23 protein-coding genes and 2 tRNA genes are annotated in these 25684 nt (G+C 66.0%); 19 read left to right on the forward strand and 6 right to left on the reverse strand.

What is annotated here, in order from left to right:
- Positions 1 to 7: 7 nt before the first annotated feature.
- The 13 genes from iscU to ACAM51_RS00390 all read left to right on the forward strand — a co-directional run bounded on the left by iscU (position 8) and on the right by ACAM51_RS00390 (position 8257).
- Positions 8 to 409 carry a Fe-S cluster assembly scaffold IscU gene (iscU, locus tag ACAM51_RS00330; RefSeq protein WP_218295119.1) on the forward strand — a complete coding sequence of 134 codons (402 nt, stop codon included), beginning with the start codon at positions 8 to 10 and terminating at the stop codon, positions 407 to 409.
- 9 nt (positions 410 to 418) lie between these two features.
- The gene (gene iscA / locus ACAM51_RS00335) at positions 419 to 742 is read left to right on the forward strand and encodes an iron-sulfur cluster assembly protein IscA (protein ID WP_063459049.1); all 324 of its coding nucleotides are present in this window, start codon (positions 419 to 421) and stop codon (positions 740 to 742) included.
- 86 nt (positions 743 to 828) lie between these two features.
- Positions 829 to 1347, forward strand: a complete 519-nt coding sequence (gene hscB / locus ACAM51_RS00340; protein ID WP_218295118.1) for a Fe-S protein assembly co-chaperone HscB — start codon at positions 829 to 831, stop codon at positions 1345 to 1347.
- 72 nt (positions 1348 to 1419) lie between these two features.
- Positions 1420 to 3291, forward strand: coding sequence for a Fe-S protein assembly chaperone HscA (hscA, locus tag ACAM51_RS00345; RefSeq protein ID WP_369642398.1), 1872 nt, complete (start codon positions 1420 to 1422; stop codon positions 3289 to 3291).
- A gap of 34 nt (positions 3292 to 3325) precedes the next feature.
- Positions 3326 to 3664: an ISC system 2Fe-2S type ferredoxin gene (gene fdx / locus ACAM51_RS00350; protein WP_218295116.1), complete on the forward strand. Its 339-nt coding sequence runs from the start codon at positions 3326 to 3328 to the stop codon at positions 3662 to 3664.
- Between the two features lie 86 nt (positions 3665 to 3750).
- On the forward strand, positions 3751 to 4464 hold the full coding sequence (gene dnaQ, locus ACAM51_RS00355) for a DNA polymerase III subunit epsilon (protein ID WP_218295115.1): 714 nt from the start codon (positions 3751 to 3753) through the stop codon (positions 4462 to 4464).
- Positions 4465 to 4501: 37 nt separating this feature from the next.
- A tRNA-Val gene (locus tag ACAM51_RS00360) sits at positions 4502 to 4576 on the forward strand.
- 47 nt (positions 4577 to 4623) lie between these two features.
- Positions 4624 to 4698 (forward strand) — tRNA-Val (locus tag ACAM51_RS00365).
- Between the two features lie 182 nt (positions 4699 to 4880).
- The gene (locus ACAM51_RS00370) at positions 4881 to 5918 is read left to right on the forward strand and encodes a histone deacetylase family protein (RefSeq protein WP_369642399.1); all 1038 of its coding nucleotides are present in this window, start codon (positions 4881 to 4883) and stop codon (positions 5916 to 5918) included.
- 30 nt (positions 5919 to 5948) lie between these two features.
- Positions 5949 to 7046, forward strand: coding sequence for an NAD(P)/FAD-dependent oxidoreductase (locus ACAM51_RS00375; protein ID WP_369642400.1), 1098 nt, complete (start codon positions 5949 to 5951; stop codon positions 7044 to 7046).
- 141 nt (positions 7047 to 7187) lie between these two features.
- Positions 7188 to 7490, forward strand: a complete 303-nt coding sequence (locus ACAM51_RS00380) for a DUF883 family protein (protein WP_010458410.1) — start codon at positions 7188 to 7190, stop codon at positions 7488 to 7490.
- Between the two features lie 42 nt (positions 7491 to 7532).
- A complete protein-coding gene (locus tag ACAM51_RS00385; RefSeq protein ID WP_218295112.1) occupies positions 7533 to 7928 on the forward strand; it encodes a phage holin family protein in 396 nt (131 codons plus the stop codon).
- The gene (locus ACAM51_RS00390) at positions 7928 to 8257 is read left to right on the forward strand and encodes a hypothetical protein (RefSeq protein WP_369642401.1); all 330 of its coding nucleotides are present in this window, start codon (positions 7928 to 7930) and stop codon (positions 8255 to 8257) included. The genes ACAM51_RS00385 and ACAM51_RS00390 overlap by 1 nt, the downstream gene beginning before the upstream one ends.
- Positions 8258 to 8369: 112 nt before the next feature.
- Here the strand turns inward: ACAM51_RS00390 and ACAM51_RS00395 are convergent, their stop codons facing one another.
- A complete protein-coding gene (locus tag ACAM51_RS00395; RefSeq protein WP_218338651.1) occupies positions 8370 to 9422 on the reverse strand; it encodes a quinone-dependent dihydroorotate dehydrogenase in 1053 nt (350 codons plus the stop codon).
- A 37-nt stretch (positions 9423 to 9459) separates the two neighbouring features.
- Here ACAM51_RS00395 and rpiA point away from each other — a divergent pair, with 37 nt between their 5' ends.
- Positions 9460 to 10149: a ribose-5-phosphate isomerase RpiA gene (gene rpiA, locus ACAM51_RS00400; RefSeq protein WP_218338650.1), complete on the forward strand. Its 690-nt coding sequence runs from the start codon at positions 9460 to 9462 to the stop codon at positions 10147 to 10149.
- Between the two features lie 113 nt (positions 10150 to 10262).
- Here rpiA and ACAM51_RS00405 read toward each other — a convergent pair whose 3' ends face one another.
- The 5 genes from ACAM51_RS00405 to ACAM51_RS00425 all read right to left on the reverse strand — a co-directional run bounded on the left by ACAM51_RS00405 (position 10263) and on the right by ACAM51_RS00425 (position 17229).
- The gene (locus ACAM51_RS00405; RefSeq protein WP_369642402.1) at positions 10263 to 10922 is read right to left on the reverse strand and encodes a glutaredoxin domain-containing protein; all 660 of its coding nucleotides are present in this window, start codon (positions 10920 to 10922) and stop codon (positions 10263 to 10265) included.
- A 73-nt stretch (positions 10923 to 10995) separates the two neighbouring features.
- Positions 10996 to 13041 carry a M3 family metallopeptidase gene (locus ACAM51_RS00410; RefSeq protein WP_369642403.1) on the reverse strand — a complete coding sequence of 682 codons (2046 nt, stop codon included), beginning with the start codon at positions 13039 to 13041 and terminating at the stop codon, positions 10996 to 10998.
- Positions 13042 to 13117: 76 nt separating this feature from the next.
- On the reverse strand, positions 13118 to 13972 hold the full coding sequence (gene folD / locus ACAM51_RS00415; RefSeq protein WP_369642404.1) for a bifunctional methylenetetrahydrofolate dehydrogenase/methenyltetrahydrofolate cyclohydrolase FolD: 855 nt from the start codon (positions 13970 to 13972) through the stop codon (positions 13118 to 13120).
- Positions 13973 to 14044: 72 nt separating this feature from the next.
- Positions 14045 to 14671 carry a response regulator transcription factor gene (locus tag ACAM51_RS00420; RefSeq protein WP_218295105.1) on the reverse strand — a complete coding sequence of 209 codons (627 nt, stop codon included), beginning with the start codon at positions 14669 to 14671 and terminating at the stop codon, positions 14045 to 14047.
- Positions 14668 to 17229: a PAS domain S-box protein gene (locus ACAM51_RS00425; protein ID WP_218295104.1), complete on the reverse strand. Its 2562-nt coding sequence runs from the start codon at positions 17227 to 17229 to the stop codon at positions 14668 to 14670. The genes ACAM51_RS00420 and ACAM51_RS00425 overlap by 4 nt, the downstream gene beginning before the upstream one ends.
- A gap of 168 nt (positions 17230 to 17397) precedes the next feature.
- Here ACAM51_RS00425 and aceE point away from each other — a divergent pair, with 168 nt between their 5' ends.
- The 5 genes from aceE to ACAM51_RS00450 all read left to right on the forward strand — a co-directional run bounded on the left by aceE (position 17398) and on the right by ACAM51_RS00450 (position 25624).
- On the forward strand, positions 17398 to 20121 hold the full coding sequence (aceE, locus tag ACAM51_RS00430; RefSeq protein ID WP_369642405.1) for a pyruvate dehydrogenase (acetyl-transferring), homodimeric type: 2724 nt from the start codon (positions 17398 to 17400) through the stop codon (positions 20119 to 20121).
- A gap of 17 nt (positions 20122 to 20138) precedes the next feature.
- A complete protein-coding gene (gene aceF / locus ACAM51_RS00435) occupies positions 20139 to 21848 on the forward strand; it encodes a dihydrolipoyllysine-residue acetyltransferase (protein WP_369642406.1) in 1710 nt (569 codons plus the stop codon).
- Positions 21849 to 21867: 19 nt separating this feature from the next.
- Entirely contained in the window at positions 21868 to 23718 is a 1851-nt protein-coding gene (lpdA, locus tag ACAM51_RS00440; RefSeq protein WP_369642407.1) for a dihydrolipoyl dehydrogenase, read from the forward strand.
- Between the two features lie 45 nt (positions 23719 to 23763).
- The gene (locus ACAM51_RS00445) at positions 23764 to 23988 is read left to right on the forward strand and encodes a DUF3079 domain-containing protein (RefSeq protein WP_369642408.1); all 225 of its coding nucleotides are present in this window, start codon (positions 23764 to 23766) and stop codon (positions 23986 to 23988) included.
- Between the two features lie 214 nt (positions 23989 to 24202).
- Positions 24203 to 25624, forward strand: coding sequence for an aspartate kinase (locus ACAM51_RS00450; RefSeq protein ID WP_369642409.1), 1422 nt, complete (start codon positions 24203 to 24205; stop codon positions 25622 to 25624).
- Positions 25625 to 25684 lie beyond the last annotated feature (60 nt).

Here is a 25684-nt window from a genome sequence, read left to right on the forward strand (position 1 = left end):
ACACATCATGGCTTACTCAGACAAAGTGGTTGACCATTACGAAAACCCCCGCAACGTGGGTTCGTTCGACAAGGGCGACGATTCGGTGGGCACCGGCATGGTGGGTGCGCCTGCCTGCGGCGACGTGATGAAGCTGCAGATCAAGGTGAACCCCGAAACCGGCGTGATCGAAGATGCGCGTTTCAAGACCTACGGTTGCGGCTCCGCCATTGCCTCCTCGTCGCTGGTGACCGAATGGGTCAAGGGCAAGACGCTGGATGAAGCAGCGGCGCTGAAAAACAGCGAGATCGCCGAGGAGCTGGCCCTGCCGCCCGTCAAGATCCACTGCTCCATCCTGGCGGAAGACGCCATCAAGGCCGCCGTGCTCGACTACAAGACCAAGCACGCGGCAGCCGCCACCGCTGCTTGAGTGAGAGATATGGCCATTACGCTGACAGAAGCCGCTGCCCGGCACGTCAACCGCTATCTTGCCCGGCGCGGCAAGGGGCTGGGGGTGCGCCTGGGTGTCAAGACGACCGGCTGTTCGGGGCTTGCCTACAAGCTGGAGTATGTGGACGATTCCGAGCCCGAAGACATCGTGTTTGAAAACCACGGCGTCAAGGTGCTGATCGATCCCAAGAGCCTGGCCTATATCGACGGTACCGAACTCGACTTCGTGCGCGAAGGCCTCAATGAAGGCTTCAAGTTCAACAACCCCAACGAGCGGGACCGCTGCGGTTGCGGAGAGAGCTTCCGCGTTTGAGCGCCTGCCGACGCTTTTTTCGTGAAACCGCCAACGCGCTCTCCGTGCTGGCGGTTTTTTGTTGACCCGCACCTCGCGACCTGTGCATGAACCTGCAATCCGACGACTTTGAACTGTTTGGCCTCGAGCGCCGTTTCGCGCAGGACCGTGGCGCCATCGATGCGCGCTGGAAAGAGCTGCAGCGCGAAGCACATCCCGACAAGTTCGCGGCGCAGGGCGCGGCCGCGCAGCGCGTGGCCATGCAATGGTCGGTGCGCATCAACGAGGCCTACCAGCGCCTGAAGGATCCCCAGCGCCGCGCCGCCTACCTGTGCGAGCTGCACGGGGCCCCGATCCGCGCCGAGGACAACACGGCCATGCCGGCGGCGTTCCTCATGCAGCAGATGGAGTGGCGCGAGGCGCTGGAAGATGCCCGCGCCGAGAGCGAACTCGATGCGCTCGAGGATGGCGTCGCCCAGGCCCGCCGTGCCGCGCTGGCGCAGTGCGAGCAACTCATCGACCAGCAGCAGGACTACGCGGGTGCCGCCCGGCAGGTCAGAGCCCTCATGTTCATTGCGCGATTTGCGGACGACATTGAACGCCGCCGAGAGCAACTGGGACAATAGAGCGGTTTTGCTTTCCCCCTGGGGCCCCGTTCGTATGGCGGCGGACTCCACCACGTTGAGACCCGAAATTTCATGGCGCTTCTGCAGATTTCCGAACCCGGCCAATCCCCCGATCCGCACCAGCGGCGCATTGCCGTCGGCATTGACCTGGGCACCACCCACTCCCTGGTCGCCGCCGTGCGCAATGGCGTGTCCGAATGCCTGCCCGATGCGCAGGGCAGGGTGCTGTTGCCCTCGGTCGTGCGGTACCTGGAAAAGGGTGGACGCCAGATCGGATACGACGCCGTGGCCGCGCAGGCCCAGGATGCGCGCAACACCATCGCCTCGGCCAAGCGCTTCATGGGGCGGGGCCTGAAAGACGTGGCGGAGGCGGGCAAGCTGCCCTACGACTTTGTTCCCGCCAGCGAGGCGGGGGAGCAGGGCATGGTCAGCCTCGCGACGGTGGACGGCAACAAGTCGCCCGTCGAGGTCAGTGCCGAAATCCTGGCGACGCTGCGCTACCGGGCCGAGGACACCTTCAATGACGACCTCTACGGTGCCGTCATCACCGTGCCCGCCTACTTCGACGACGCCCAGCGGCAGGCCACCAAGGACGCGGCCAAGCTGGCGGGCATCCACCTGCTGCGCCTCATCAACGAGCCGACGGCCGCAGCCATTGCCTACGGCCTGGACAATGCGAGCGAGGGGGTCTACGCGGTGTACGACCTGGGCGGCGGCACCTTCGACATCTCCATCCTGCGCCTGACGCAGGGCGTGTTCGAGGTCATCGCCACGGGCGGCGATTCCGCGCTGGGCGGCGACGACTACGATGCGGCCCTGGCGGACTGGGTGCTGCAGCAACTGGGCCTTCAGGCCGTCACCCCGGCGGACAAGTCGGCGGTGCGCATGGCGGCACGCGCCTGCAAGGAAGCCTTGACTGCTATAGATTCAGTAGCATTCAGCGCACATCTGTCAAGCGGTGGCGTGCATTTCGATGTCAAGAAATCGGACTTCGAGGCCATCACGGCCGAACTGACCGCGCGCTCCATGGCGGCGGTGCGCCGCGCGCTGCGGGACGCCCATCTGGGGCGTGACGAGGTGAAGGGCGTGGTGATGGTGGGCGGCTCCACCCGCATGCCGCAGGTGCGGCAGGCGGTGGCCGCCTTCTTTGGCAAGGAGCCACTGACCAACCTCAACCCCGACGAAGTCGTTGCGCTGGGTGCCGCCATCCAGGCCAACCAGCTGGCGGGCAACAACACGGCGGGCGACCTGCTGCTGCTGGACGTGATTCCGCTGTCGCTGGGCATCGAAACCATGGGAGGCCTCGTGGAGCGCATCGTCGCGCGCAACGAGACCATTCCCACCGCCAAGGCGCAGGACTTCACCACCTACAAGGACGGCCAGACAGCGCTGGCGGTGCATGTGGTGCAGGGCGAGCGCGACCTGGTGCAGGACTGCCGCAGCCTCGCGCGCTTCGAGCTGCGCGGTATTCCGCCCATGGCCGCGGGCGCGGCGCGCATCCGCGTGACCTTCACCGTCGATGCCGACGGCCTGCTGAGCGTGAGCGCCAGGGAGCAGGGCAGTGGCGTGGAGGCTCGCATCGACGTGAAGCCCTCCTATGGCCTGTCGGACGACCAGATTGCGCGCATGCTGCAGGACGGCTTTGCCACGGCTGCCCAGGACATGAAGGCCCGCGCGGTGGTCGAGGCCCGCGTGGACGCGGACCGCATGCTGATCGCCACCCAGAGTGCCCTCGATGCCGACGGCGATGTCCTCTCCACCCGGGAGCGCGCCGAGATCGATGCGCTGATGGTGGCATTGCGCCACCAGCGGGATGCGCAGGATGCCGCCGTCATCGAAGCCGCCACCGATGCACTGGCCAAGGGCACGGAAGCCTTCGCCGCGCAGCGCATGAACCGTGGCATCCAGCAGGCGCTGGCTGGCAAGAACGTGCAGACCTTGTAAGCCCCGGACAAGAAGCAATAAGAGCCCACACCCCATGCCCGTCATCAAGATCCTTCCCCATCCCGAATACTGTCCCCAGGGGGCCGAAATCACCGCGCCCGCCGGCACGTCGATCTGCGAAGCCCTGCTCGACAACCACATCAACATCGAGCACGCCTGCGACATGAGCTGTGCCTGCACCACCTGCCACGTCATCGTGCGCCAGGGGCTGAACTCGCTCAACGAGGCCGAGGAAGAGGAAGAAGACCTGCTCGACCGCGCCTGGGGCCTGGAGCCACAATCGCGCCTGTCGTGCCAGGCCATCCTGGCGCAAACCGATCTGACCGTGGAAATTCCCAAGTACACGATCAACCATGCCAAGGAGAACCACTAGATGAGCGCAGCGCCGGGCCGCCCCAGGCAAGCTGGCGCCCCCTTGGGGGGCAGCGAGGACACGAAGTGCCGAGCGTGGGGGCGCGTATGACCCGCCAGATCGTTCTCGACACCGAAACCACCGGCCTTTCGGCCGACAGCGGGGACCGCATCATTGAACTGGGCTGCGTGGAGCTGCTCAACCGCAAGCTCACCGGCAACAACCTGCACCTGTACTTCAATCCGGGCCGCGACAGCCATGAAGATGCGCTGAAGGTGCACGGCATCAGCAACGAGTTCCTGAAGGACAAGCCCAGGTTCGCCGAGGTGGCGGACGAGATCCTGCAGTACCTGCAGGGGGCCGAGATCATCATCCACAACGCGGCGTTCGACGTGGGCTTCCTGAACAAGGAGCTGGAACTGACGGGACGCCCGGGCTTTCGCACGTACGTGGAGAGCGTGACCGACACGCTCGCCATGGCCAAGGAGATGTACCCGGGCAAGCGCAATTCGCTCGATGCCCTGTGCGACCGGCTGGGCGTGGACAACTCCGGCCGCACCCTGCACGGGGCGCTGCTGGATGCCGAGCTGCTGGCCGATGTCTACATCAACCTGACCCGTGGCCAGGATGCCCTGCTCATCGCCGATGATGCGCAGGAAGGCAGCGACGGCCTGAAGGTGGCCGCCATCGACCTGCGGCTGCTGAGCCTGCCCGTGCTGCGCGCCAGCGAGCAGGAGCAGACGGCCCATGCCGAAGTGCTGGCGCAGATCGACAAGGCCAGCGGAGGCAAAACAATTTGGAGAACTGTCCAGGCAGCTTGAAAAGCTGTGCCATAATAGAAGGCTGTCACAGCGACACGGGTGATTAGCTCAGCGGTAGAGCACTGCCTTCACACGGCAGGGGTCACATGTTCGATCCATGTATCACCCACCACGTTTGTTGACGGCCTCGCGACACACCCTGTTCAGGGTGCCAGCGACGGGTGATTAGCTCAGCGGTAGAGCACTGCCTTCACACGGCAGGGGTCACATGTTCGATCCATGTATCACCCACCAATTCAACCCCTGCAGATCTCTGGTCTGCAGGGGTTTTTTCATGGGCCGGGGCCTCCAGGGCCCATTTGGCGGCCGGGCGCCGCAAAGCGGCTACAGTGTCAGCCTCGAGTCCATGGCGGGACTGCCCCGCGGGAAGGCCACCCTGGCCTGCCACGGGCTTCCTTTGCCGACACGCCTGACCCATGATCACCTTTCACAACCCGCTGCACCAGGGACACGCTCCCACCCACGAATTCTTTCGCGGCGAACGCGTTCCCTGCTTCGAGAAGCCTGCGCGCGTGGACTATGTCGAAGAGGCACTGCGCGCGCGGGGCCACGGCCTCACGGCGCCGGATGTGGACAGCGGGCCCGTGCTGTCCCAGGTGCATGCGCAGCGCTATCTGGCCTTCCTGCAGACGGCCTGGCAGCAATGGATGGCGCTGGACCCCGCGAACGCCGATGTGCAGCCTTTTCCATCCGTGTGGCCCGTGCGCACCCTGCGCAGCGATCTGGAGCCGGAGAACTTCGTGGCGCGGCTTGGCCTGTACTCCATGGACAACGGCACGCCCATGGCCCCCGGCACCTGGGCGGCGGCCAAGGCAGGCGCGGATGCGGCCGCCAGTGCCGCCACCCGGGTGGCGCGGGGTGTGGGCGCGGCGTTTTGCTGCACACGCCCGCCAGGCCACCATGCCGGCCCGGACTTCATGGGGGGCTACTGCTTCCTGAACAACGCCGCCGTGGCGGTGCAGGTATTGCGCAACGAGGGCGCCCGGCGCGTGGCCCTGCTGGATGTCGACTATCACCATGGCAATGGCACGCAAAGCATCTTCTACGACCGCTCCGACGTGCTGTTCATCAGCATGCATGGCGACCCGCGCACGGAATACCCCTTTTACCTGGGCCATGCGGACGAAACCGGGACAGGAGAGGGCACGGGCTTCAATCTGAACCTGCCGCTGCCGGCAGGCACCAGCGCCGCCGCCTGGTTCGATGCGCTGGAAAGTGCCTGTGCGCGGATCGCCAGCCACGGGGCCGATGCCCTTGTGGTCTCGCTGGGGCTCGACGCGTTCGAGGGCGACCCCATTTCCCGCTTCGCACTCGCCTCGTCCGATTTCACCCGGCTGGGCGCGCGCCTCGCACGCCTGGGACTGCCCGCTGTCTTCGTTCTCGAAGGTGGCTACGCGGCGGCCGAGCTGGGAACCAATGCCGTCAATGTGCTCGACGGCTTCGAGCAAGGCTGAGCACCGAAGGGCAAGGACGAGGGCGAGCGAATGGCGGATGTAGTCGACTGTGTGGTGGTGGGGGCGGGCGTGGTCGGCCTGGCCGTGGCCCGGGCCCTGGCGCTGCGGGGCCGCGAGGTCATGGTGCTGGAATCCGCGGATGCGATAGGCACCGGCATCAGTTCGCGCAACAGCGAGGTCATCCATGCCGGGCTGTACTACCCCACCGGGTCGCTGAAAGCGCGGCTGTGCGTCCAAGGCCGGGACATGCTGTATGCCTACTGCGCCGAGCGTGGCGTGCCCCACCGCCGCTGCGGCAAGCTCCTGGTGGCAACCTCGTCGGGGCAGCTGCCTGGTCTTGAGTCCATCCAGGCACGGGCGCAAGCCAACGGCGTGCCGGATCTGCGCTGGCTCGGCCGCCAGGAAGCGCAGGCGCTGGAGCCCGCGCTGGAATGTGTCGCTGCATTGTTTTCGCCCAGTACTGGTATCGTGGACAGCCACGCCTTGATGCTCGCGCTGCAGGGCGACCTGGAGCATGCGGGGGGACTCGTGGCCCTCAATTCGCCCCTGGCGCAAGCGGAATGCGCGCAGAATGCTATTGATTTGGTAGCGTCTGATGGCACGCGTTTGCGAGCCCGTACCGTGGTCAATGCCGCAGGGCTGCACGCCCCCGGGCTGGCCCGCCGCTTTGCGGGGCTGGGAGCGGATCATGTGCCCCATGCCCACTACGCCAAGGGCAGCTATTTCACGCTGTCTGGCAAGGCACCCTTCAGCCGCTTGATCTACCCCGTGCCCGAGGCTGCCGGCCTGGGCGTGCACCTGACGCTGGATCTGGGCGGGCAGGCCAAGTTCGGCCCCGACGTGCAGTGGGTTGATTCGCCGGACGACCTGCTGGTCGACCCCGCACGCGGGGACGCGTTCTACGCCGAGGTCCGCAAGTACTGGCCCGCGCTGCGCGACGGAGCGCTGGCGCCCGGCTATGCGGGCATGCGCCCCAAGATCCATGGCCCCGGGGAACCCGCGGCGGACTTCATGATCCAGGGGCCCGCGGTGCACGGCGTCTCGGGCCTGGTGAACCTGTTTGGCATCGAATCCCCCGGCTTGACAAGCGCCCTGGCCATTGCGGACCATGTAGCCACGCTGGTCTGATCTGCGGCAAACCATTTGCAATCCGTAACCTCTTGCGTCGCCGTCCTACGAAGCGGGGCGGGGGCAGGTGGCTAAGATGAACCCGAGTCCTGTTCCGGCAGGGATGATTGATTTTTTTGTGTTGCTTCAAGAAAGGCTTGTATGACTGCTTCCGACACCACCACCACCCAGGGCGAACTGGAAAAGCTGGTTTCTGATCTGCGGGGGCTTCTCGCCAACAAGGATCTCGACGCGGTCCCTGAAATCAAGCTGCTGCGCCAGCGTCTGGACGACGGCATGCACAACGTGCGCGAATCCGCGGTGCGCGCGGCGCAGGATGCGGCCCGCCAGGCCAAGGATGCCGCCCTTGCGGCCGACCGCTATGCGCACGATGAACCATGGCGCGTGGCCGGGGCCGCGCTGGCCGTCGGCGCCCTGGTGGGCTTCCTGCTTGCGCGGCGCTGATTCCGGCCTGCCGCGCACGGCCGCACAACGCAGAGGCTGCACATGAACTGGCTTTCCCTCCTGGGGCTGGAGGCCCTGGTGGCCCGCTGGCGCGCCAACGTGATCGAAGGCGCCATCGCGGCGGAAGACCGCATGGACCTCGCACGCCTGGAGTGGCAGGATCAGAAGCAGCGCCTGCAGCAGATGCTGGTGCTGACCATTGTGGTGGCGGGGCTCACCGTGGTGGCCTTGATCATGCTCTCGCTGGCGGTGCTGGTGCATTTCTGGGACACCCCCCAGCGCACCCTGGTGGCCTGGCTCGTGGCAGCCGTCTGGACTGTCGGCTGGGCCGCCACGCTCATGTCGCTGGTTTCCGTCGTGCAGAAGGCGGGCCAGGGCTTTGCCCTTACGCGGCGCGAGCTGGCGCAGGACTGGCGTGACATCAAGGAGCGTTTGTAATGGCTGCGACGAACCCATCGACCACTGCCCCGCAAGCCGTGGTTCTCGAGCCCACCATGGCCCAGCAGCGCGTGCTGGACCGGATCGCCATGCAGCGCGAACGCTTGCGCGCCCGCAGGGCGGCCCGGGCACAGTCGCTGGCATTGGCGCAGCGGGAACAGGGTGACGGCGGCCTGGACGAGTCCCTGGTGCTGCGCGCCGCGGGATTCGCCCGGGAACACCCCCTGGCGGTGGCGGCCATGGCCGGCGTCGCCGTCGTGGCCGGGCCGCGCCGACTGATTCGGTGGGCCGGCGTGCTGCTGCCCATGCTGATGCGACTGCGGCGCTGACCGGCCTGGCCGGGCGGCCGGCAGGAGCCTGCGTTCTGTCCCACGGCAAAAGAGCCGCCCAGATGGGCGGCTCTTTTTTTGGGGGCCTGGCGCGCGGGCGGCGTGCCGTGGCTCAGCCCATGGCCTTGATGGCCTTCGCGGCCTTCGCCACCAGCGCGGGGCCTTCGTAGATCAGCCCGGTGTAGATCTGCACCACATCGGCGCCGGCGCGGACCTTGCCCACCGCATCCTCGGCGCTCATGATGCCACCCACGCCAATGATGGGAAAACGGCTGCCCAGGGCCGCGCGCAGCTGGCGTATCACCTGGTTGCTGGCTTCCAGCACCGGGGCGCCGCTGAGCCCGCCGGTTTCCTGCGCGTGGCGCAAACCCTGCACGGCCGCGCGGCTGATGGTGGTGTTGGTGGCGATCACGCCGTCCATGCCATGGCGCTGCAGCGTGGAGGCGATCACGGACACCTGGGCTTCATCGAGATCCGGGGCAATCTTCACGAACACCGGTACGCGCCGCGCGTGCCGCGCCGCCAGGGCTTCTCGGCGCTCGGCGATCGCGCCCAGCAGCGCGTCCAGCGCCGCATCGCTCTGCAGCGCGCGCAGGTTCTGGGTGTTGGGCGAGCTGATGTTGACCGTGACGTAGTCCGCGTGCGGGTACACGCCGTCCAGGCAGGCCAGGTAGTCACTGGTGGCGTTCTCGATCGGGGTCGTGGCGTTCTTGCCGATATTCAGGCCCAGCAGCAGGGGGTGTTTGCGGCTCTGCGAGCGAAAGCGGGCCTGCTGCACGTTGTGCAGGAACGCATCCAGCCCTTCGTTGTTGAAACCCAGGCGATTGATGAGCGCGCGTGCTTCGGGCAGGCGGAACATGCGGGGCTTGGGGTTGCCGGGCTGCGCCTTGGGTGTCACGGTGCCCACTTCCACGAAGCCGAAGCCCATGGCGCCCAGTGCGTCGATGCAGCGGGCGTTCTTGTCCAGCCCCGCCGCCATGCCGACGCGGTTGGGAAACGTCAGGCCCGCCAATTCGACAGGGTCGTCCACGGTTTCATTGCACCAGGCCCATTGCAATGGCGTGCGCTGTCCGCGCGCCAGCATGTCCATGGTGAGCTCGTGGGCGGTCTCGGCATCCAGGCCGAAGAGAAAGGGGCGGGTGAGGGCGTAGGGGATCAGGGACATGAGGGGATAATTCAAGGTTTCCCCCTGATTTTCTCCCATGACGACCTCCACCTCCCTGACCCAAGATGAACTCAAGACCCTGGTAGGCCAGGCCGCGCTGCAATATGTGGTGCCCGGCGAGATTGTGGGGGTGGGTACCGGCTCCACCGTCAACAAGTTCATCGACGCGCTGGCCACCATCAAGGACCAGATCAAGGGGGCGGTATCGAGCTCCGTGGCCAGCACCGAGCGCCTGAAGGCGCTGGGCATTGCGGTGTTCGATGCCAACGAAGTCCAGGCCCTTTCGGTCTATATCGATGGTGCCGACGAAATCGACGGCAAGGGCCACATGGTCAAGGGAGGCGGCGCGGCGCTGACGCGCGAGAAGATCGTCGCAGCGCTGGCCAGCCGTTTCGTGTGCATCGCCGACGAATCCAAGCTGGTTCAGGCGCTGGGGCAGTTTCCTTTGCCCGTCGAGGTGATTCCGATGGCCGCCAACCACATAGCGCGGCGTTTTGCGGCGATGGGCGGCCAGGCGCAGCTGCGGCTGCGGGATGGCCAGCCCCTGGTGACCGACAACGGCCAACACATCCTGGACGTCCGGGGGCTCTCGATCACGGACCCGCTGGCGTTCGAGTCCGACATCAACCAGTGGCCGGGCGTGGTGACGGTGGGTGTCTTTGCCCACCAGAAAGCATCGGTCTGCCTGCTGGGCACGGCGCAAGGGGTGAAGACGCTCACTTATTGAGCCCGGGGCCTGGCGGCGGGCACGGACGCATGTCCGCGGAATGGACAAAGGGGCCTGAAAAGGCCCCTTTGTCCTGGCGGCCGCCGGCCGCCCGTTCCCTGGGAGAGGGACGCTCAGAATCTGATGCCCGCCGGATTGCTGGGCGACGGCCCCTCATTGGCCGGAGCCGGGGGGCGCACCCTGGGTACTGCGGACGCCGGGGCCGACGCTGCAGCCGCTGCTGTTGCAGGTTCCACGGCCTTGATGGCCACCAGAGGGGTGGGGGCAGGCTGGCGGTAGTTGCCGGGCAGCTGCGATTGCTTGGGATAGCCTGCAGCATCCAGGTACTGCGTCCATTCCCCTTCAGAAAAACCCGCGAGCTGCTGGCCGCCGATGGTGCCAAAGGGCAGGCTGGAGTTGCCGCTCAGGCGCTGCAGTGCTGCGATGTCCTCGTTGCTGGACACGGTGCGCTCGGTGAACGGTATGCCGCGCGACGTGAGCAGATTGCGCGCGGAGGTGCACGGCGGGCAATCGTTGCCCGTATAGAGCGTGACGGGAAAGCGGCTGGCGGTCTGGCGCAGATCGTACGGCAGCGCGGCGTTGGCCGCTGCAGGCGGCGCAGCGGCTGCCCGCGCGGGCTGGGCGCTGGCGTCGGCCGGCGGGCGGTCCGAAAACGTCACCTTGCCATCCGGGCCAACGATCCGGTAGACGCCTTGCGCCTGGACGCTGGCGCTGGCCAGCACCATCAGCAAGGATGCCAGCAGGGGGGTGGTCAGCGGATTGTGCATCTTCATTTTTCTCACTCCATACAGGATCGATCGTTGGCCCCGGGCGCAGTGCAAACTGCCCTCGGCGCCATGGATTCGGTCAGGTCGTCGACTCTTCGGCCATGCCCTGGTGGCGCAGCAGGGCATCCAGGCTGGGCTCGCGGCCCCGGAAGGCCTTGAAGGACTCCATCGCGGGGCGGCTGCCGCCGGCCTCCAGGATGGCCTCGCGGTAGCGGCGGCCCGTTTCGGTGCTGGGCAGCCCATCGCTGCCGGCCGTTTCTTCGAAGGCCGCATAGGCATCGGCGCTCAGCACCTCGGCCCACTTGTAGCTGTAGTAGCCGGCGGCGTAGCCGCCCGCGAAGATGTGGCTGAAGGTGTGGGCCGTGCGGCTGAAGGCCGGCGGCTGCAGCACGGCCACCTCGCGGCGCACCTGGTCGAGCAGCGGCATGATGTCCTGTGCCGGGTCGTGCTCGGTGTGCAGCAGCATGTCGAACAGCGAGAACTCGATCTGGCGCAGCGTCTGCATGCCGCTCTGGAAGTTCTTGGCGGCGATCATCTTGTCGAACAGCGCGCGGGGCAGGGGTTCGCCCGTGTCCACGTGGGCCGTCATGTGCTTGAGCACGTCCCACTCCCAGCAGAAGTTCTCCATGAACTGGCTGGGCAGTTCGACCGCATCCCATTCCACGCCGCCGATGCCCGAGACGTCGCGCTCGTTCACCTGGGTCAGCATGTGGTGCAGGCCGTGGCCGAACTCATGGAAAAGGGTGATCACGTCGTCGTGCGTGAGCAGCGGCGGCTTGCCGTCCACGCCGCTGGCGAAGTTGCACACCAGGTGCGCCACGGGGGTCTGCAGCACGCCGGTGTCGGGGCGCAGCCAGCGGGTGCGCACGTCGTCCATCCAGGCGCCGCCGCGTTTGCCCGTGCGGGCGGGCTGGTCCAGATAGAACTGGCCCACCAGCGTATTGCCGCGCTCGATGCGGTAGAACTCCACGGCGGGATTCCACACCGGCGCGCTGTCGCGGCGGATGGACACCTCGAACAGGGTTTCGATGATCTTGAACAGGCCCGCCAGCACCTTGGGCGCCGTGAAGTACTTCTTGACTTCCTGCTCGCTGAAGGCATAGCGCGCCTCCTTGAGCTTCTCGGAGACGTAGGGCCAGTCCCAGGCCTGCGGGTCGGTCAACGACAGCTTCTCGGCCGCGAACGCACGCAGGTCGGCGACGTCCTTCTCGGCATAGGGGCGGGCGCGGCGCGCCAGGTCGCGCAGGAACCCGATCACCTGGTCCGGCGACTGGGCCATCTTGGGCACGACGGAGACTTCGCCGAAATTGGCATAGCCCAGCAATTGGGCTTCTTCGCGGCGCAGTGCCAGGATCTCGCTGATCAGCGCCGTGTTGTCGAATTTGCGCGCATCGCCCTCGGCCTGGTCGGAAGCGCGGGTGACGTAGGCGCGGTAGAGCTTCTCGCGCAGATCGCTGCGGGTGGCGAATTGCATCACCGGCAGGTAGCAGGGCATCTTGAGCGTGAGCTTGTAGCCGTCCTTGCCGTCGGCCTGCGCCGCCGCCCGCGCGGCCTGCTGCACATCGGCGGGAATGCCGTCGAGTTCCTCGGCGCTCGCGTAGTAGGCGTATGCATCCGTGGCATCAAGGGCGTTCTCGCTGAACTTCTGGCTCAGCTCGGCCTGGCGTTCCTGGATCTGCGCGAAGCGCTCCTTGACGGAACCCGTCAGCTCCGCGCCGCTGAGCACGAAATTGCGCACGGCATTGCGGTGGGCTTGCCGCTGCTCGCCCGTCAGGGTGGCAGGGTCGATGGCCTTGTACTTGGCATACAGGCGTTCATCGGCACCCAGGCGGGTCCAGAACTCCGTCACCCGTGGCAGGGCGGCATTGTAGGCCGCGCGCAGTTCCGGCGTGTCGGCCACGCTGTTGAGGTGGCTGACGCTGCCCCACGCGGTTCCCAGCTGCTCGGTCGCCACGTCCAGTACCTTGGCGATCGCGTCCCAGCGCGCCGGAAAGTCCGGTGCGGTGACTGTTTCCAGCGCCGCGTTGGCGCGCTCCAGCAGGACGTCGACGGCAGGGGCCACGTCCTGCGGAGCGATGCGGTCGAAATGGGGAAGGTCCGAGAAGTCGAGGAGGGCGTTGCTCATGCGAAATTAGATGGCGCCAGATGGCGCAGGTTCAAGTTGCAAAGCGGCCGGCGCCGACGGCAGGAAACCCCCTGGGTCAGTGCCCTGCGGTGCGTTCGGCGGCTTCGATGGTGTTCACCAGCAGCATGGTAATGGTCATGGGGCCGACCCCGCCAGGCACGGGGGTGATCCAGCCGGCCACTTCCTTGACGCCGTCGAAGTCCACGTCGCCGCAGAGCTTGCCTTCGTCGTTGCGGTTCATGCCCACGTCGATCACCACGGCGCCGGGCTTGACCATGTCGGCGGTCAGCACATTGCGTTTGCCGACCGCCGCCACGATCACGTCGGCCTGGAGGGTTTGCGCCTTGAGGCCCTGCGTGGCGCTGTGGCAGATGGTGACGGTGGCGTTCTGGCCCAGCAGCATCAGCGCCATCGGCTTGCCCACGATGTTGCTGCGACCGATGACCACGGCGTGTTTGCCCTTGAGGTCGTAGCCGATGCTCTCCAGCATCTTCATGCAGCCATAGGGCGTGCAGGGCCAGAAGCCGGGCATGCCGGTCATCAGGGCCCCGGCGCTGGCGATGTGGAAGCCGTCCACGTCCTTGGCGGGCGAGATGGCCTCGATCACCTTCTGCGCGTCAATGTGCCGGGGCAGGGGCAGTTGCACCAGGATGCCGTGGATGGCGGGGTCGTTGTTGAGGGCTTCCACGCGGGCCAGCAAGGCGGCCTCGGTCATGTCGGCCTCGTATTTTTCAAGGACGGAATGCAGGCCGCCGTCTTCGCAGGCCTTGACCTTGTTGCGCACGTACACCTGGCTGGCGGGGTTGTCGCCCACCAGGACCACCGCCAGCCCGGGCGTGGTGCCCCGGGCCTTCAGGGCGGCGGCGCGTTGCGCCACGTCGGCGCGCAGTTGGCGGGAAAGGGCGTTGCCGTCGATGAGTTGGGCGGTCATGTCAAAAAATATCCGTCAAATCGGGCTCTGGCGCTTTATTGGAAAGCGCGAGCAGCTATCAAAAAAATAGTATTACGCCTTGGGCGCGTTCTGGCCCAGCGCGATCTTGAGCAGGTCGGCCACGGTGTTGGCGTTGAGCTTTTCCATGATGTTGGCGCGGTGCGCCTCCACCGTCTTGATGCTGATGCCCAGATCGTCCGCGATCTGCTTGTTCAGGCGGCCGGCGACGATGCGCTCCAGAACCTGCGCTTCGCGGCTGGTGAGCTTGGACAGCAGGGCATCGCGGCTGGCGGCCTGCTGGTAGCCCGCGAAGGCCTCGCGGGCGTGGTCCAGCATGCGCTCAACCAATCCGACCAGTTCTTCCTCGTCAAAGGGCTTCTGGATGAAGTCGAGCGCGCCCTTCTTCATGGTGTTCACCGCCATCGGCACGTCGCCGTGGCCGGTGATGAACACGATGGGCAGGGGCGACTTGCGCTCGATGAGGCGGTCCTGCAGCTCCAGGCCCGTCATGCCGCCCATGCGGATGTCCACGATCAGGCAGGCCACCTCGCGCGGGTCGTAGCGCGACAGAAACGTTTCGGCCGAATCAAAGCAACGCACCCGGTAGTCCTTGCCTTCCAGCAGCCACTGCAGGGAATCGCGAACTGCTTCGTCGTCGTCTACAACGTAAACAGTGCCTTTTTTCGGAATCAAGCTCATGCAATTGTCCTTGGGTTTCGTACGTGTGCTACAGAATTTGTAGTGGCATCAGCAGGCTTGGCAAGCGGCAGCCAGAAGGAGAACCTGCAGCCTGTGACCTCCGATCCATTGTAGAGGTTCTCCGCCTGCATCCGGCCCTGGTGCGACTCGACGATGCTGCGGCACAGATTGAGGCCCATGCCCATGCCTTCTTCCTTGGTGGAGAAGAAGGCTTCGAACAGCCGTTCGAGCACCTCGGGCGCCAGGCCCTTGCCGGTGTCCTGCACGGAGAACTCCACCACCTCGCGGTCCTCGATGTGCTTGGGCACGACGCGCAGCTCCACGCTGCGCCCGGACGGGGGGCGGCTGGCGTGCTGGATGGCCTCGGCGCCGTTCTTCATGAGGTTGACCAGCACCTGTTCGATCAGGATGGTGTCGGCCATCACGGGCGGCAGGCGGGCGGCTACGTAATGCGTGAGGCGCACGTTGTGGCGGCGCAGCTCGATGTCGGCCAGCTCCACGGCTTCGTTGACCATCGAGTGCACGTCGGCCAGGGTGCGGTTGGGCTCGCTCTTCTTCACGAAGGCGCGGATGCGCTGGATGATCTGGCCCGCGCGCTGCGCCTGGTGGGCCGTCTTCTGCAGCGCCGTGAGGAGCGCCTCCTCGGTGAGCTGGCCGCTCTGGATGCGCGAGACCATGCCGCTGCAGTAGTTGTTGATGGCCGTGAGCGGCTGGTTGAGCTCGTGCGCCACGCTGGAGGCCATTTCGCCCATGGTGATGAGGCGGCTCACCGACTGCGCGCGCTCGGCCTGGCGCGCCGCCTGCTCCTCGGCCTGGCGGCGGGGGGTGATGTCGGTGGCGATCACCATCTGGGCCAGGCGCCCGTCCACCCAGTTGAGGTAGCGCGAGCGCACTTCCAGCCATTTGCCCAGGTCGGGCAGGTAAATCTCGGCATTCTCGGTGCGGGCGCTGGTCAGCGGGTCGGTCGGCAGGCCCATGAGGCCGTCCTCGTCGTCCATGCCCCGGTGGTCGGTGCCCGCCACGGGCACCACGCCGGCCTGGGCGACCAGCTGCAGATGCCCGCCGGTCTGCGAGCCGAACCATTGGCGGTAGAGCTTGTTGGCGAACAGCAGCTCTTCGCTGCCCAGCGGGGCCACCGACACCGACGCGTCCAGCGATTCGAGCACGATGGTGAAGCGTTCGTGCGATGCCGAGAGCTGCTCGCGGATGCGGTTGGGCTCGGTGATGTCGGTCATCGACGTCATCCAGCCCGTTTGCTGGCCGTGCGCATCGATCAGAGGCGAGACATACAGGCGGGCATCGAACAAGGTGCCGCTCTTGCGCCGCACCCGCACCTGAAAGCCGCCCACGATGGTCTTGCCGGACAGCTCGTCGCGCAGCTTGGCGTGCAGGGCTTCGTGGTCGGAGTCGGGCCAGTAAGGGAAGGGCGCCTTCAGGCCCACGAGTTCTGCCTCGCTCCAGCCGGTCATCTGGCAGAAGGCGGCGTTCACATAGGTGATGCGGCCTTCCATGTCCAGCGCACGCATGCCGGTGAGGATGGAGTTCTCCATCGCGCGGCGGAAATTCGTCTCGGCCACCAGGGCCTGCTGTGCCTGCATGCGGCGGCGGGTGTGGCGCCAGGTGGCGATCAGCATCCATGCCGTCATGGCGGAGAGCGTGCCCACCAGCCAGAAAAGCCCGCTGCCGACCACGCCCAGCGAGGTGCGGTAGGCCTGGGCCTTGAGCACCAGCCCGTTGCCCACGGGCGACACGGGCACCTCGTATTCATTGGCGCGGGGCGTCCAGGGCAGGAGCTGGGTGGCGGTGTTGCGCGGGCCCAGGGGGGTGCCCGCCAGAACCTGGTTCTTGCCGTCCAGCAGCGTGACGGCATAGCGCGCCAGCACTTCGGTGGGCGTGCCATAGCGCAGCAGGCTGTCGATGGAGTATTCGCCCAGCACCACGCCGCTGAACTTGCCCTGGTTGTTCAAGGGCACCTGCAGCTGCAGCAGCGGCGTCGAGTCGCCCGAGGTGGCGGCTGGCTGGGCGTACACCGGCTGCTGCAGGTCGCGCGCCAGCCCGAAGGTGTCGGCGGTGTCGCCCGGCTTGAGCACTTCGCCCGCGATGCGCAGTTCGCTGCTGGCCAGCGTGGGGGCCGCGTGGCTGGCGCGGATGCGGCGGCGCTCGTCGATCCAGGTGATGGCCTGCAGCTCGGGATACTGGCTGATCAGGGTTTCGGCGCGGCTCACGAATTCCGTGCGCTCCAGCTCCTGGTTGGACAGGTCGCGCGCGATGCGCATGAGCTGTTCCTGCCGCTCCAGCAGCCGCAGCCGCACGCGCTGTTGCGCATATTCCACATCGCGCCGCAGGGCTTCCTGCTCGCGCTCGGCCTCCTCGGCGCGCAAATACCAGAACGCGGCCACGATGGCCGCGAGAAACATCAGCACGGCGGCCAGCGGCGCCAGGGCCGCGAACCGGTCCTGCCGGGTGGGCGACAACCCGCGCCACCACTTGCGCCACCAGCGGGCGGGCGCGGCCACGACCATGGCGGTGGGGGAAGACGTGGGGGGCAGGGAGTCCATGTTCCAAGTGTAGGGGAGGCGATGCCCGGTGTCGGGACGGCGGGTCAATGTGCGTTTGCAGCATTTTCTTGTAATGTGAAATGCATAAGCACCATTTGAAATTATCAAAAAATATGCGAAACTAGAGCCAACGTACTAAATTGCTGCCACACCTACAGGAGACAAAGCATGTCAGCTCAGCCCGACCCCCAGGCCGGAAACGGCGCCGCGCCCGCCACCGACACCGACCAGCAGGAAACCCGTGAGTGGATGGATGCGCTGTCCGCCGTCATCGACAAGGAGGGGGCCGAGCGCGCCCACTACCTGCTGGAGCAATTGCTGGAACATGCCCGCCAGAACAGCGTGGACCTGCCGTTCTCGGCCAACACCGGCTACGTGAACACCATCGAGCCCGGCCAGGAGGCACGCAGCCCCGGCAACCTCGAAATCGAACAGCGCCTGCGCGCCTACATGCGCTGGAACGCCATGGCCATGGTCGTCAAGGCCAACCGCCACCATCCGCCCGAAGGCGGCGACCTGGGCGGCCACATCGGCTCCTTTGCCTCGCTGGCCAGCATGTTCGGCGCCGGCTTCAACCATTTCTGGCACGCCGAGAGCGAGAACCACGGCGGTGACCTGCTCTACATCCAGGGCCACGTATCCCCCGGCATCTATGCCCGCGCCTACCTCGAAGGCCGCCTCTCCGAAGACCAGCTGCTCAATTTCCGCCAGGAAGTGGACGGCAAGGGCCTGTCGAGCTACCCGCACCCCAAGCTCATGCCCGAGTTCTGGCAGTTCCCCACCGTGTCCATGGGCCTGGGCCCGCTGATGGCCATCTACCAGGCGCGTTTCCTCAAGTACCTGCACGCCCGTGGCATCGCCAACACCGAGAACCGCAAGGTCTGGGTGTTCTGCGGCGACGGCGAAATGGACGAGGTTGAATCCCTGGGCGCCATCGGCCTGGCCGCGCGCGAGAAGCTCGACAACCTGGTGTTCGTCATCAACTGCAACCTGCAGCGCCTGGACGGCCCCGTGCGTGGCAACGGCAAGATCATCCAGGAGCTCGAAGGCGAGTTCCGTGGTGCTGGCTGGAACGTCATCAAGCTGATCTGGGGCAAGGGCTGGGATGCGCTGCTGGCCGCCGACAAGGACGGCGCGCTGCGCAAGCTCATGATGGAAACCAACGATGGCGACTACCAGGCCATGAAGGCCAACGACGGTGCCTACGTGCGCAAGAACTTCTTCGGCCGCGACCCGCGCACCCTGAAGATGGTCGAGCACATGACCGACGACGAGATATGGAACCTGCAGCGCGGCGGCCATGATTCGCAAAAGGTCTATGCCGCATTCCATGCCGCGCAGAACCACGGCGGCCAGCCCTCCGTCCTGCTGGTCAAGACCGTGAAGGGTTTTGGCATGGGTAAGATCGGCGAGGGCAAGAACACCGTCCACCAGACGAAGAAGCTCAGCGACGAAGACATCAAGGCCTTCCGCGACCGCTTCAACATCCCCGTCCCGGACAGCCAGCTCGCCGAGCTGCCTTTCTACAAGCCGGCCGACGACACCCCGGAAATGAAGTACCTGCACGAGCGCCGCAAGGCCCTGGGCGGGTACCTGCCGCACCGCCGCGTGAAAGCCGACGAGAGCTTCACCGTGCCCGCGCTGGACACCTTCAAGGCCATCCTGGAAGCCACGCCCGAAGGCCGCGAAATCTCCACCACGCAGGCTTACGTGCGCTTCCTCACCCAGCTGCTGCGCGACCAGGCCCTGGGCCCGCGCGTGGTGCCCATCCTGGTGGACGAGGCCCGCACCTTCGGCATGGAAGGCCTGTTCCGCCAGATCGGCATCTACAACCCCGCAGGCCAGCAGTACACCCCGGTCGACAAGGACCAGGTCATGTACTACAAGGAAGACAAGGCCGGCCAGATCCTGCAGGAAGGCATCAACGAAGCCGGCGGCATGAGCAGCTGGATCGCGGCGGCCACCAGCTACAGCACGAACAACCGGATCATGATCCCGTTCTACGTGTACTACTCCATGTTCGGCTTCCAGCGCATCGGCGACCTGGCCTGGGCGGCGGGCGACATGCAGGCGCGTGGCTTCCTCTTGGGCGGCACCTCGGGCCGCACCACGCTCAACGGCGAAGGCCTGCAGCATGAAGACGGCCACAGCCACATCCTGGCCAACACCATCCCCAACTGCGTGAGCTACGACCCGACCTTCGCGCACGAAGTCGCGGTGATCATGCACGACGGCATGAAGCGCATGGTCGAGCGCCAGGAGAACGTCTTCTACTACCTGACGCTGCTGAACGAAAACTACCCCATGCCCGGCCTGCAGCCCGGCACCGAGGAGCAGATCATCAAGGGCATGTACCTGTGCAAGCAGGCGCCCGCACTGCCCAAGGATGCGCCCACGGTGCAACTGCTGGGCAGCGGCACCATCCTGCGCGAATCGTTCTTTGCACAGGAGCTGCTCGAAAAGGACTGGGGCGTGGCCGCCTCGGTGTGGAGCTGCCCGAGCTTCAACGAACTGACCCGCGACGGCCAGAACGCCGAGCGCTGGAGCCTGCTGCACCCGACCGAAGCGCCCAAGGTGCCGTTCGTCACGCAGCAACTGTCCGCATCGCAAGGCCCCGTGGTCGCATCCACCGACTACATGAAGGCCTATGCCGAGCAGATCCGCCCCTTCATCCCCAAGGGCCGCACCTACAAGGTGCTGGGCACCGACGGCTTTGGCCGCAGTGACTTCCGCAGCAAGCTGCGCGAGCACTTCGAGATCAACCGCCACTACATCGTGGTCGCTGCACTCAAGGCGCTGAGCGAAGACGGCCTGCTGCCCGCCACCAAGGTGGCCGAGGCGATTGCCAAGTACAACATCCAGGCCGACAAGGTCAACCCGCTCTACGCATAAACCGAACGGAGACAACAATGGCATTGGTAGACATTCAAGTCCCGGACATCGGGGATTTCGACGAAGTGGGCGTGATCGAACTGCTGGTCAAGGTGGGCGACACGGTCAAGGCCGAGCAGTCGCTCATCACCGTGGAGTCCGACAAGGCCTCCATGGAGATTCCATCCAGCCACGCAGGCGTGGTCAAGGAACTCAAGATCGCCCTGGGCGACAAGGTCAAGCAGGGCTCCGTGATCGCCGTGGTGGAAGCCGCCGACGCGGGCGCTGCGGCCGCAGCCCCGGCGGCGGCACCTGCACCCGCGGCCGCCCCGGCTGCAGCCCCCGCGGCCGCCCCGGCTGCAGCCCCCGTGGCCGCAGCCGCGCCTGCGCCGGCTGCGCCCGCCGCAGCCCCTGCGGCTGCGGGCCCGGTGGAAGTGCGCGTGCCCGACATCGGCGACTTCAAGGACGTGGCCGTCATTGAACTGCTGGTCAAGGTGGGTGACACCATCAAGGTCGAGCAGTCGCTGTTCACCGTCGAATCCGACAAGGCCTCCATGGAGATCCCTTCGCCCGCCGCCGGCGTGCTCAAGGAGCTCAAGGTCAAGATCGGCGACACCGTCAACATCGGCGACCTCGTGGCCCTGCTGGAAGGCGTGGCGGGCAGTGCGCCTGCTGCAGCTGCAGCACCCGCAGCGTCGGCGGCGGCTCCCGCTGCTGCGCCTGTTGCCGCCCCCGCACCGGTTGCTGCAGCCGCTGCACCGGTCGCCGCCACGGCCTCCGTGCCCGCCCACCAGCCCGGCACGCCCACCGTGGGCCTGCCCCACGCCAGCCCGTCCGTGCGCAAGTTCGCCCGCGAGCTGGGTGTGCCCATCGACGAGGTGAAGGGCACTGGCCCCAAGGGCCGAATCACGCAGGACGATGTGCAGTCCTTCACCAAGCAGGTAATGGCGGGTGCCGCCCAGACCAAGGCGCAGGCTGCCAAGGCGCCGGCAGCGGCGGGCGGTTCCGGCGTGGGCCTGGACCTGCTGCCCTGGCCCAAGGTGGACTTCACCAAGTTCGGCCCCGTGGAGCGCAAGGACCTCTCGCGCATCAAGAAGATCAGCGGTGCCAACCTGCACCGCAACTGGGTCGTCATCCCGCACGTCACCAACCACGACGACGCGGACATCACCGACCTCGAAGCCTTCCGCGTGCAGTTCAACAAGGAAAACGAGAAGAGTGGCGTCAAGGTCACCATGCTCGCCTTCATGATCAAGGCCGCCGTGGCCGCGCTCAAGAGGTTCCCCGAGTTCAACAGCTCGCTTGACGGCGACCAGCTGGTGCTCAAGAACTACTTCCACATCGGCTTCGCGGCCGACACGCCCAACGGCCTCGTCGTGCCCGTCATCCGCGACGCCGACAAGAAGGGCATCGTGCAGATCTCGCAAGAGATGGGCGACCTGGCCAAGAAGGCCCGCGACGGCAAGCTCGGCCCGGCCGACATGACCGGCGGCTGCTTCTCCATCAGCTCGCTGGGCGGCATTGGCGGGCGCTACTTCACGCCCATCATCAACGCTCCTGAAGTCGCCATCATGGGCGTGTGCAAGAGCAGCCTGGAGCCTAAATGGGACGGCAAGCAGTTCGCGCCGCGCCTCATGCTGCCTTTGAGCCTGAGTTGGGACCACCGCGTGATCGACGGCGCCAGCGCTGCGCGCTTCAACGTGTACTTTGCCTCGCTGCTGGCGGACTTCCGCCGCATCGTGATGTAACGAAAGGGCAAGACACACCATGGCAATCATCGACATCAAGGTGCCCGACATCGGCGACTTCGCCGAAGTGGCCATCATCGAAGTGCTCGTCAAACCCGGCGACACCATCAAGGCCGAGCAGAGCCTGATCACCGTGGAGTCCGACAAGGCCTCCATGGAGATCCCGTCCAGCCACGCCGGCGTGGTGAAGGAGCTGAAAGTGAAGCTCGGCGACAAGATCGCCGAAGGCTCGGTGGTGCTCACGCTCGAAACGTCGGATGCGGCGTCTGCCGCGCAGGCGCCTGCGCCTGCTGCAGCACCTGCTGTATCTGAACAAAAATCGGCTCCAGCGCCCGCCACGCAAGCGCCAGCAGCTCCTAAAATCGAAGCGCCCAGCTTCGGCGGAACTGCCGATCTGGACTGCGACGTGCTCGTGCTCGGCGGCGGCCCTGGCGGTTATTCGGCTGCCTTCCGCGCGGCCGACCTGGGCCTCAAGGTCATCATCGTCGAGCGCTACGCCACCCTGGGTGGCGTGTGCCTGAACGTGGGCTGCATCCCTTCCAAGGCGCTGCTGCACGTGGCGGCCGTCATGGACGAAGTCAGCCACATGGCCGACCTGGGCGTGAGCTTCGGCGAGCCCTCGCTCGACATCGACAAGCTGCGCGGCCACAAGGAAAAAGTCATCGGCAAGCTGACCGGCGGCCTGGCCGCCATGGCCAAGATGCGCAAGGTCACCACCGTGCGCGGCTATGGCAGCTTCGTCGGCGCCAACCACCTCGAAGTGGAAGAAACCACCGGCACGGCGCAGGAAAAGACCGGCACCAAGAAGGTCATCGCCTTCAAGAACGCCATCATCGCCGCCGGCAGCCAGGCCGTGCGCCTGCCCTTCATGCCCGACGATCCCCGCGTTGTCGACTCCACCGGAGCCCTGGCGCTCAAGGAAGTCCCCAAGCGCATGCTCATCCTGGGCGGCGGCATCATCGGCCTCGAAATGGGCACGGTGTACAGCACGCTGGGCGCGCGCCTGGATGTGGTCGAAATGATGGACGGCCTGATGCAGGGCGCCGACCGCGACCTCGTCAAGATCTGGCAGAAGATGAATGCCAAGCGTTTTGACAACATCATGCTCAAGACCAAGACGGTGGGCGCCAAGGCCACGCCCGAAGGCATCGAGGTGACGTTTGCCGCAGCGGAAGAGGGCGGCACCGCGCCCGCGCCGCAGGTGTACGACCTGGTCCTGCAGGCCGTGGGCCGCACGCCCAACGGCAAGAAGATCGCTGCTGAAAAAGCTGGCGTGGCCGTGACGGACCGTGGCTTCATCAACGTCGACATCCAGATGCGCACCAATGTGCCGCACATCTTCGCCATCGGTGACATCGTGGGCCAGCCCATGCTGGCGCACAAGGCGGTGCATGAGGCGCATGTGGCGGCCGAGGTCATCGCCGGTGAACTGCAGGGCAACAAGGAGCTGGCATCCGCCGCCTTCAACGCCCGCGTGATCCCCAGCGTGGCCTACACCGACCCCGAGGTGGCATGGGTGGGCCTGACCGAAGACCAGGCCAAGGCGCAAGGCATCAAGGTCAAGAAGGGCCTGTTCCCCTGGACGGCCTCCGGCCGCGCCATTGCCAACGGCCGCGACGAAGGCGTCACCAAACTGCTGTTCGACGACTCGCCCGAAGCCCATGGCCACGGCAAGATCCTCGGCGGCGGCATGGTCGGCACGCATGCGGGCGACATGATCGGCGAGATTGCGCTGGCCATCGAGATGGGCGCCGACGCGGTGGACATCGGCAAGACCATCCACCCGCACCCCACGTTGGGCGAGAGCATCGGCATGGCGGCGGAGATTGCACACGGCTCGTGCACCGACGTGCCGCCGCAGAAGAAGTGATCTGACGATCCGACGGCAGCAGTCGCCAGCCCACCTGAGCGCCCCATGGCCGCTGCCAAAAGGTTCCCCAAGGCACCCGCTCACCCCGAGCGGGTGTGCTGGGGCTGCGATCTGTACTGTCCGGCCAAAGCCATGCGCTGTGGCAACGGTTCGGACCGCACCCAGCACCCGGCGGAGCTGTTTGGCGAGGACTGGGACCAGTGGGGTCTGGCAGCCGAAGATGCATTGGCAGCACCGCCCCTCGTGGCGGGAAACATGACCCGATCTTGATACGGGCTTGACCACAGGGTCCTGCGCGGGCCATGCCAGGCGGCCCCCCATACACAGAAGCCGCGCCAACGCGACGCTGCATGTGCCCCAGCCACAATGCCTGCGCCAGGGTACCCCGACAAAAGTGGTGGAAAATAGAGAGTTTTCTGCCGCTACCCATGGGGCAGGACATCCGCCCGGCCTCCCAATCCTTTTTGCTCCTCTGAGCTTGTCCATGTCAGACGTCAACTCCTCCAAGATCTCTGTCGAGAAAATCGGCGGCACTTCCATGACCGCCTTTGGCGATGTGCTGCGCCACATCATGCTGCACGATCCCAAGCGCATCTATGGCCGGATCTATGTGGTGTCCGCCTACTCGGGCGTGACGAACCAGTTGCTGGAGCACAAGAAGACGGGCGAGCGCGGCATCTATGCCCTGTTTGCAGAGGGCAAGGGCTACCAGGACGCCCTGACCCAGCTGGCCGCCAGCCTGAAAAAGCTGAACGCGGGCTACGCCGACCTGGGCCTGCCGCTGGATGTGGCCGACGCCTTCATCGACCAGCGTATTGGCCAGGCGCGTGAGTACCTGAACGCCATGCAGCACGTGCTGGCCAGCGGCTACTTGAGCCGCAAGGATGTGCTTCTGGCCGCGCGCGAGGTGCTGGCCTCCATTGGCGAGTCGCACAGCGCGTTCAACTCGGTCGAGATCCTCAAGGCCAGTGGCGTCAACGCCATCCTGATGGACCTGGCCGGTTTTGACGACAACGAAGCCTGGACCATTGACGAGCGCATCGCGCAAAGCTTCAAGGGTCTGGACCTGAGCGACAAGGTGGTGGTGGCCACCGGCTACACCAAGGGCACCGAAGGCATCATGCGCGAGTTTGACCGCGGCTATTCCGAGGTCACGTTCAGCAAGATCGCCGTGGAAGTGCGCCCCGCCGAGGCCGTGATCCACAAGGAATTCCACCTGTCGTCCGCCGACCCCAACCTCGTGGGCCTGGAAAACGCCATCGTGGTGGGCGCCACCAACTACGACGTGGCCGATCAGCTGGCCGACGTGGGCATGGAAGCCATCCACCCCAAGGCCGCCAAGCCCATGGAACTGGCCGGCATCCCGATCCGCCTGAAGAACACGTTTGAGCCCGACCACCCCGGCACGCTGATCACCAAGGACTTCGTGGGTGAGCGCGCGCGTGTGGAGATCGTGACCGGCACCGACAAGGTCACGCTGATCGAGATCCACGACCCCAGCATGGTGGGCACGGTGGGCTTTGATGCGGGCCTGATGAACGTGTTCTGCAAGCACGATGTGAGCTACATCCTGAAGGCGACCAACGCCAACTCCATCGCCCACCTGGTGTGGGACAACCAGGTCACCCCCGAACTGGTGGCGGAGCTGCAGGAGGACTACCAGATCGTGACAATCAAGCCCAGCGCCATCGTGTGCACCATCGGCTCCAACATCGGCATCCCTGGCGTGCTGGCCAAGGCAGCACAGGCGCTGGCCGATGCGCGGGTCAACGTGAACTGCGTGTCCCAGACTCTGCGGCAGGTGAACATGCAGTTCGTGATCGAGCGCGAGGACTACAAGACGGCCATCAAGGCGCTGAACCTGGCGCTGTGCGTGAACTCAGGAACTCCCGTTCCACGCGTTTAAAGGAATAGCGGCAGGCTTGCTTGCCGCTAAGCCTTTCCATAAGGAGCCCGCCATGCGCGG

This window comes from Acidovorax sp. A79 (genome assembly GCF_041154505.1).
Lineage (GTDB): Bacteria > Pseudomonadota > Gammaproteobacteria > Burkholderiales > Burkholderiaceae_C > Acidovorax.

Bases quoted from the DNA above. Each gene is read 5' to 3' on its own strand.
- ACAM51_RS00380 (WP_010458410.1), top strand. From the start codon at position 7,188: ATGACTGCTTCCGACACCACCACCACCCAGGGCGAACTGGAAAAGCTG.
- iscA (WP_063459049.1), top strand. From the start codon at position 419: ATGGCCATTACGCTGACAGAAGCCGCTGCCCGGCACGTCAACCGCTAT.
- ACAM51_RS00410 (WP_369642403.1), bottom strand. From the start codon at position 13,041: ATGAGCAACGCCCTCCTCGACTTCTCGGACCTTCCCCATTTCGACCGC.
- ACAM51_RS00450 (WP_369642409.1), top strand. From the start codon at position 24,203: ATGTCAGACGTCAACTCCTCCAAGATCTCTGTCGAGAAAATCGGCGGC.
- ACAM51_RS00425 (WP_218295104.1), bottom strand. From the start codon at position 17,229: ATGGACTCCCTGCCCCCCACGTCTTCCCCCACCGCCATGGTCGTGGCC.
- ACAM51_RS00390 (WP_369642401.1), top strand. From the start codon at position 7,928: ATGGCTGCGACGAACCCATCGACCACTGCCCCGCAAGCCGTGGTTCTC.
- ACAM51_RS00375 (WP_369642400.1), top strand. From the start codon at position 5,949: ATGGCGGATGTAGTCGACTGTGTGGTGGTGGGGGCGGGCGTGGTCGGC.
- ACAM51_RS00370 (WP_369642399.1), top strand. From the start codon at position 4,881: ATGATCACCTTTCACAACCCGCTGCACCAGGGACACGCTCCCACCCAC.
- ACAM51_RS00420 (WP_218295105.1), bottom strand. From the start codon at position 14,671: ATGAGCTTGATTCCGAAAAAAGGCACTGTTTACGTTGTAGACGACGAC.
- ACAM51_RS00405 (WP_369642402.1), bottom strand. From the start codon at position 10,922: ATGAAGATGCACAATCCGCTGACCACCCCCCTGCTGGCATCCTTGCTG.
- folD (WP_369642404.1), bottom strand. From the start codon at position 13,972: ATGACCGCCCAACTCATCGACGGCAACGCCCTTTCCCGCCAACTGCGC.
- ACAM51_RS00395 (WP_218338651.1), bottom strand. From the start codon at position 9,422: ATGTCCCTGATCCCCTACGCCCTCACCCGCCCCTTTCTCTTCGGCCTG.
- aceF (WP_369642406.1), top strand. From the start codon at position 20,139: ATGGCATTGGTAGACATTCAAGTCCCGGACATCGGGGATTTCGACGAA.
- fdx (WP_218295116.1), top strand. From the start codon at position 3,326: ATGCCCGTCATCAAGATCCTTCCCCATCCCGAATACTGTCCCCAGGGG.
- aceE (WP_369642405.1), top strand. From the start codon at position 17,398: ATGTCAGCTCAGCCCGACCCCCAGGCCGGAAACGGCGCCGCGCCCGCC.
- hscA (WP_369642398.1), top strand. From the start codon at position 1,420: ATGGCGCTTCTGCAGATTTCCGAACCCGGCCAATCCCCCGATCCGCAC.
- hscB (WP_218295118.1), top strand. From the start codon at position 829: ATGAACCTGCAATCCGACGACTTTGAACTGTTTGGCCTCGAGCGCCGT.
- ACAM51_RS00445 (WP_369642408.1), top strand. From the start codon at position 23,764: ATGGCCGCTGCCAAAAGGTTCCCCAAGGCACCCGCTCACCCCGAGCGG.
- iscU (WP_218295119.1), top strand. From the start codon at position 8: ATGGCTTACTCAGACAAAGTGGTTGACCATTACGAAAACCCCCGCAAC.
- lpdA (WP_369642407.1), top strand. From the start codon at position 21,868: ATGGCAATCATCGACATCAAGGTGCCCGACATCGGCGACTTCGCCGAA.
- ACAM51_RS00385 (WP_218295112.1), top strand. From the start codon at position 7,533: ATGAACTGGCTTTCCCTCCTGGGGCTGGAGGCCCTGGTGGCCCGCTGG.
- dnaQ (WP_218295115.1), top strand. From the start codon at position 3,751: ATGACCCGCCAGATCGTTCTCGACACCGAAACCACCGGCCTTTCGGCC.
- rpiA (WP_218338650.1), top strand. From the start codon at position 9,460: ATGACGACCTCCACCTCCCTGACCCAAGATGAACTCAAGACCCTGGTA.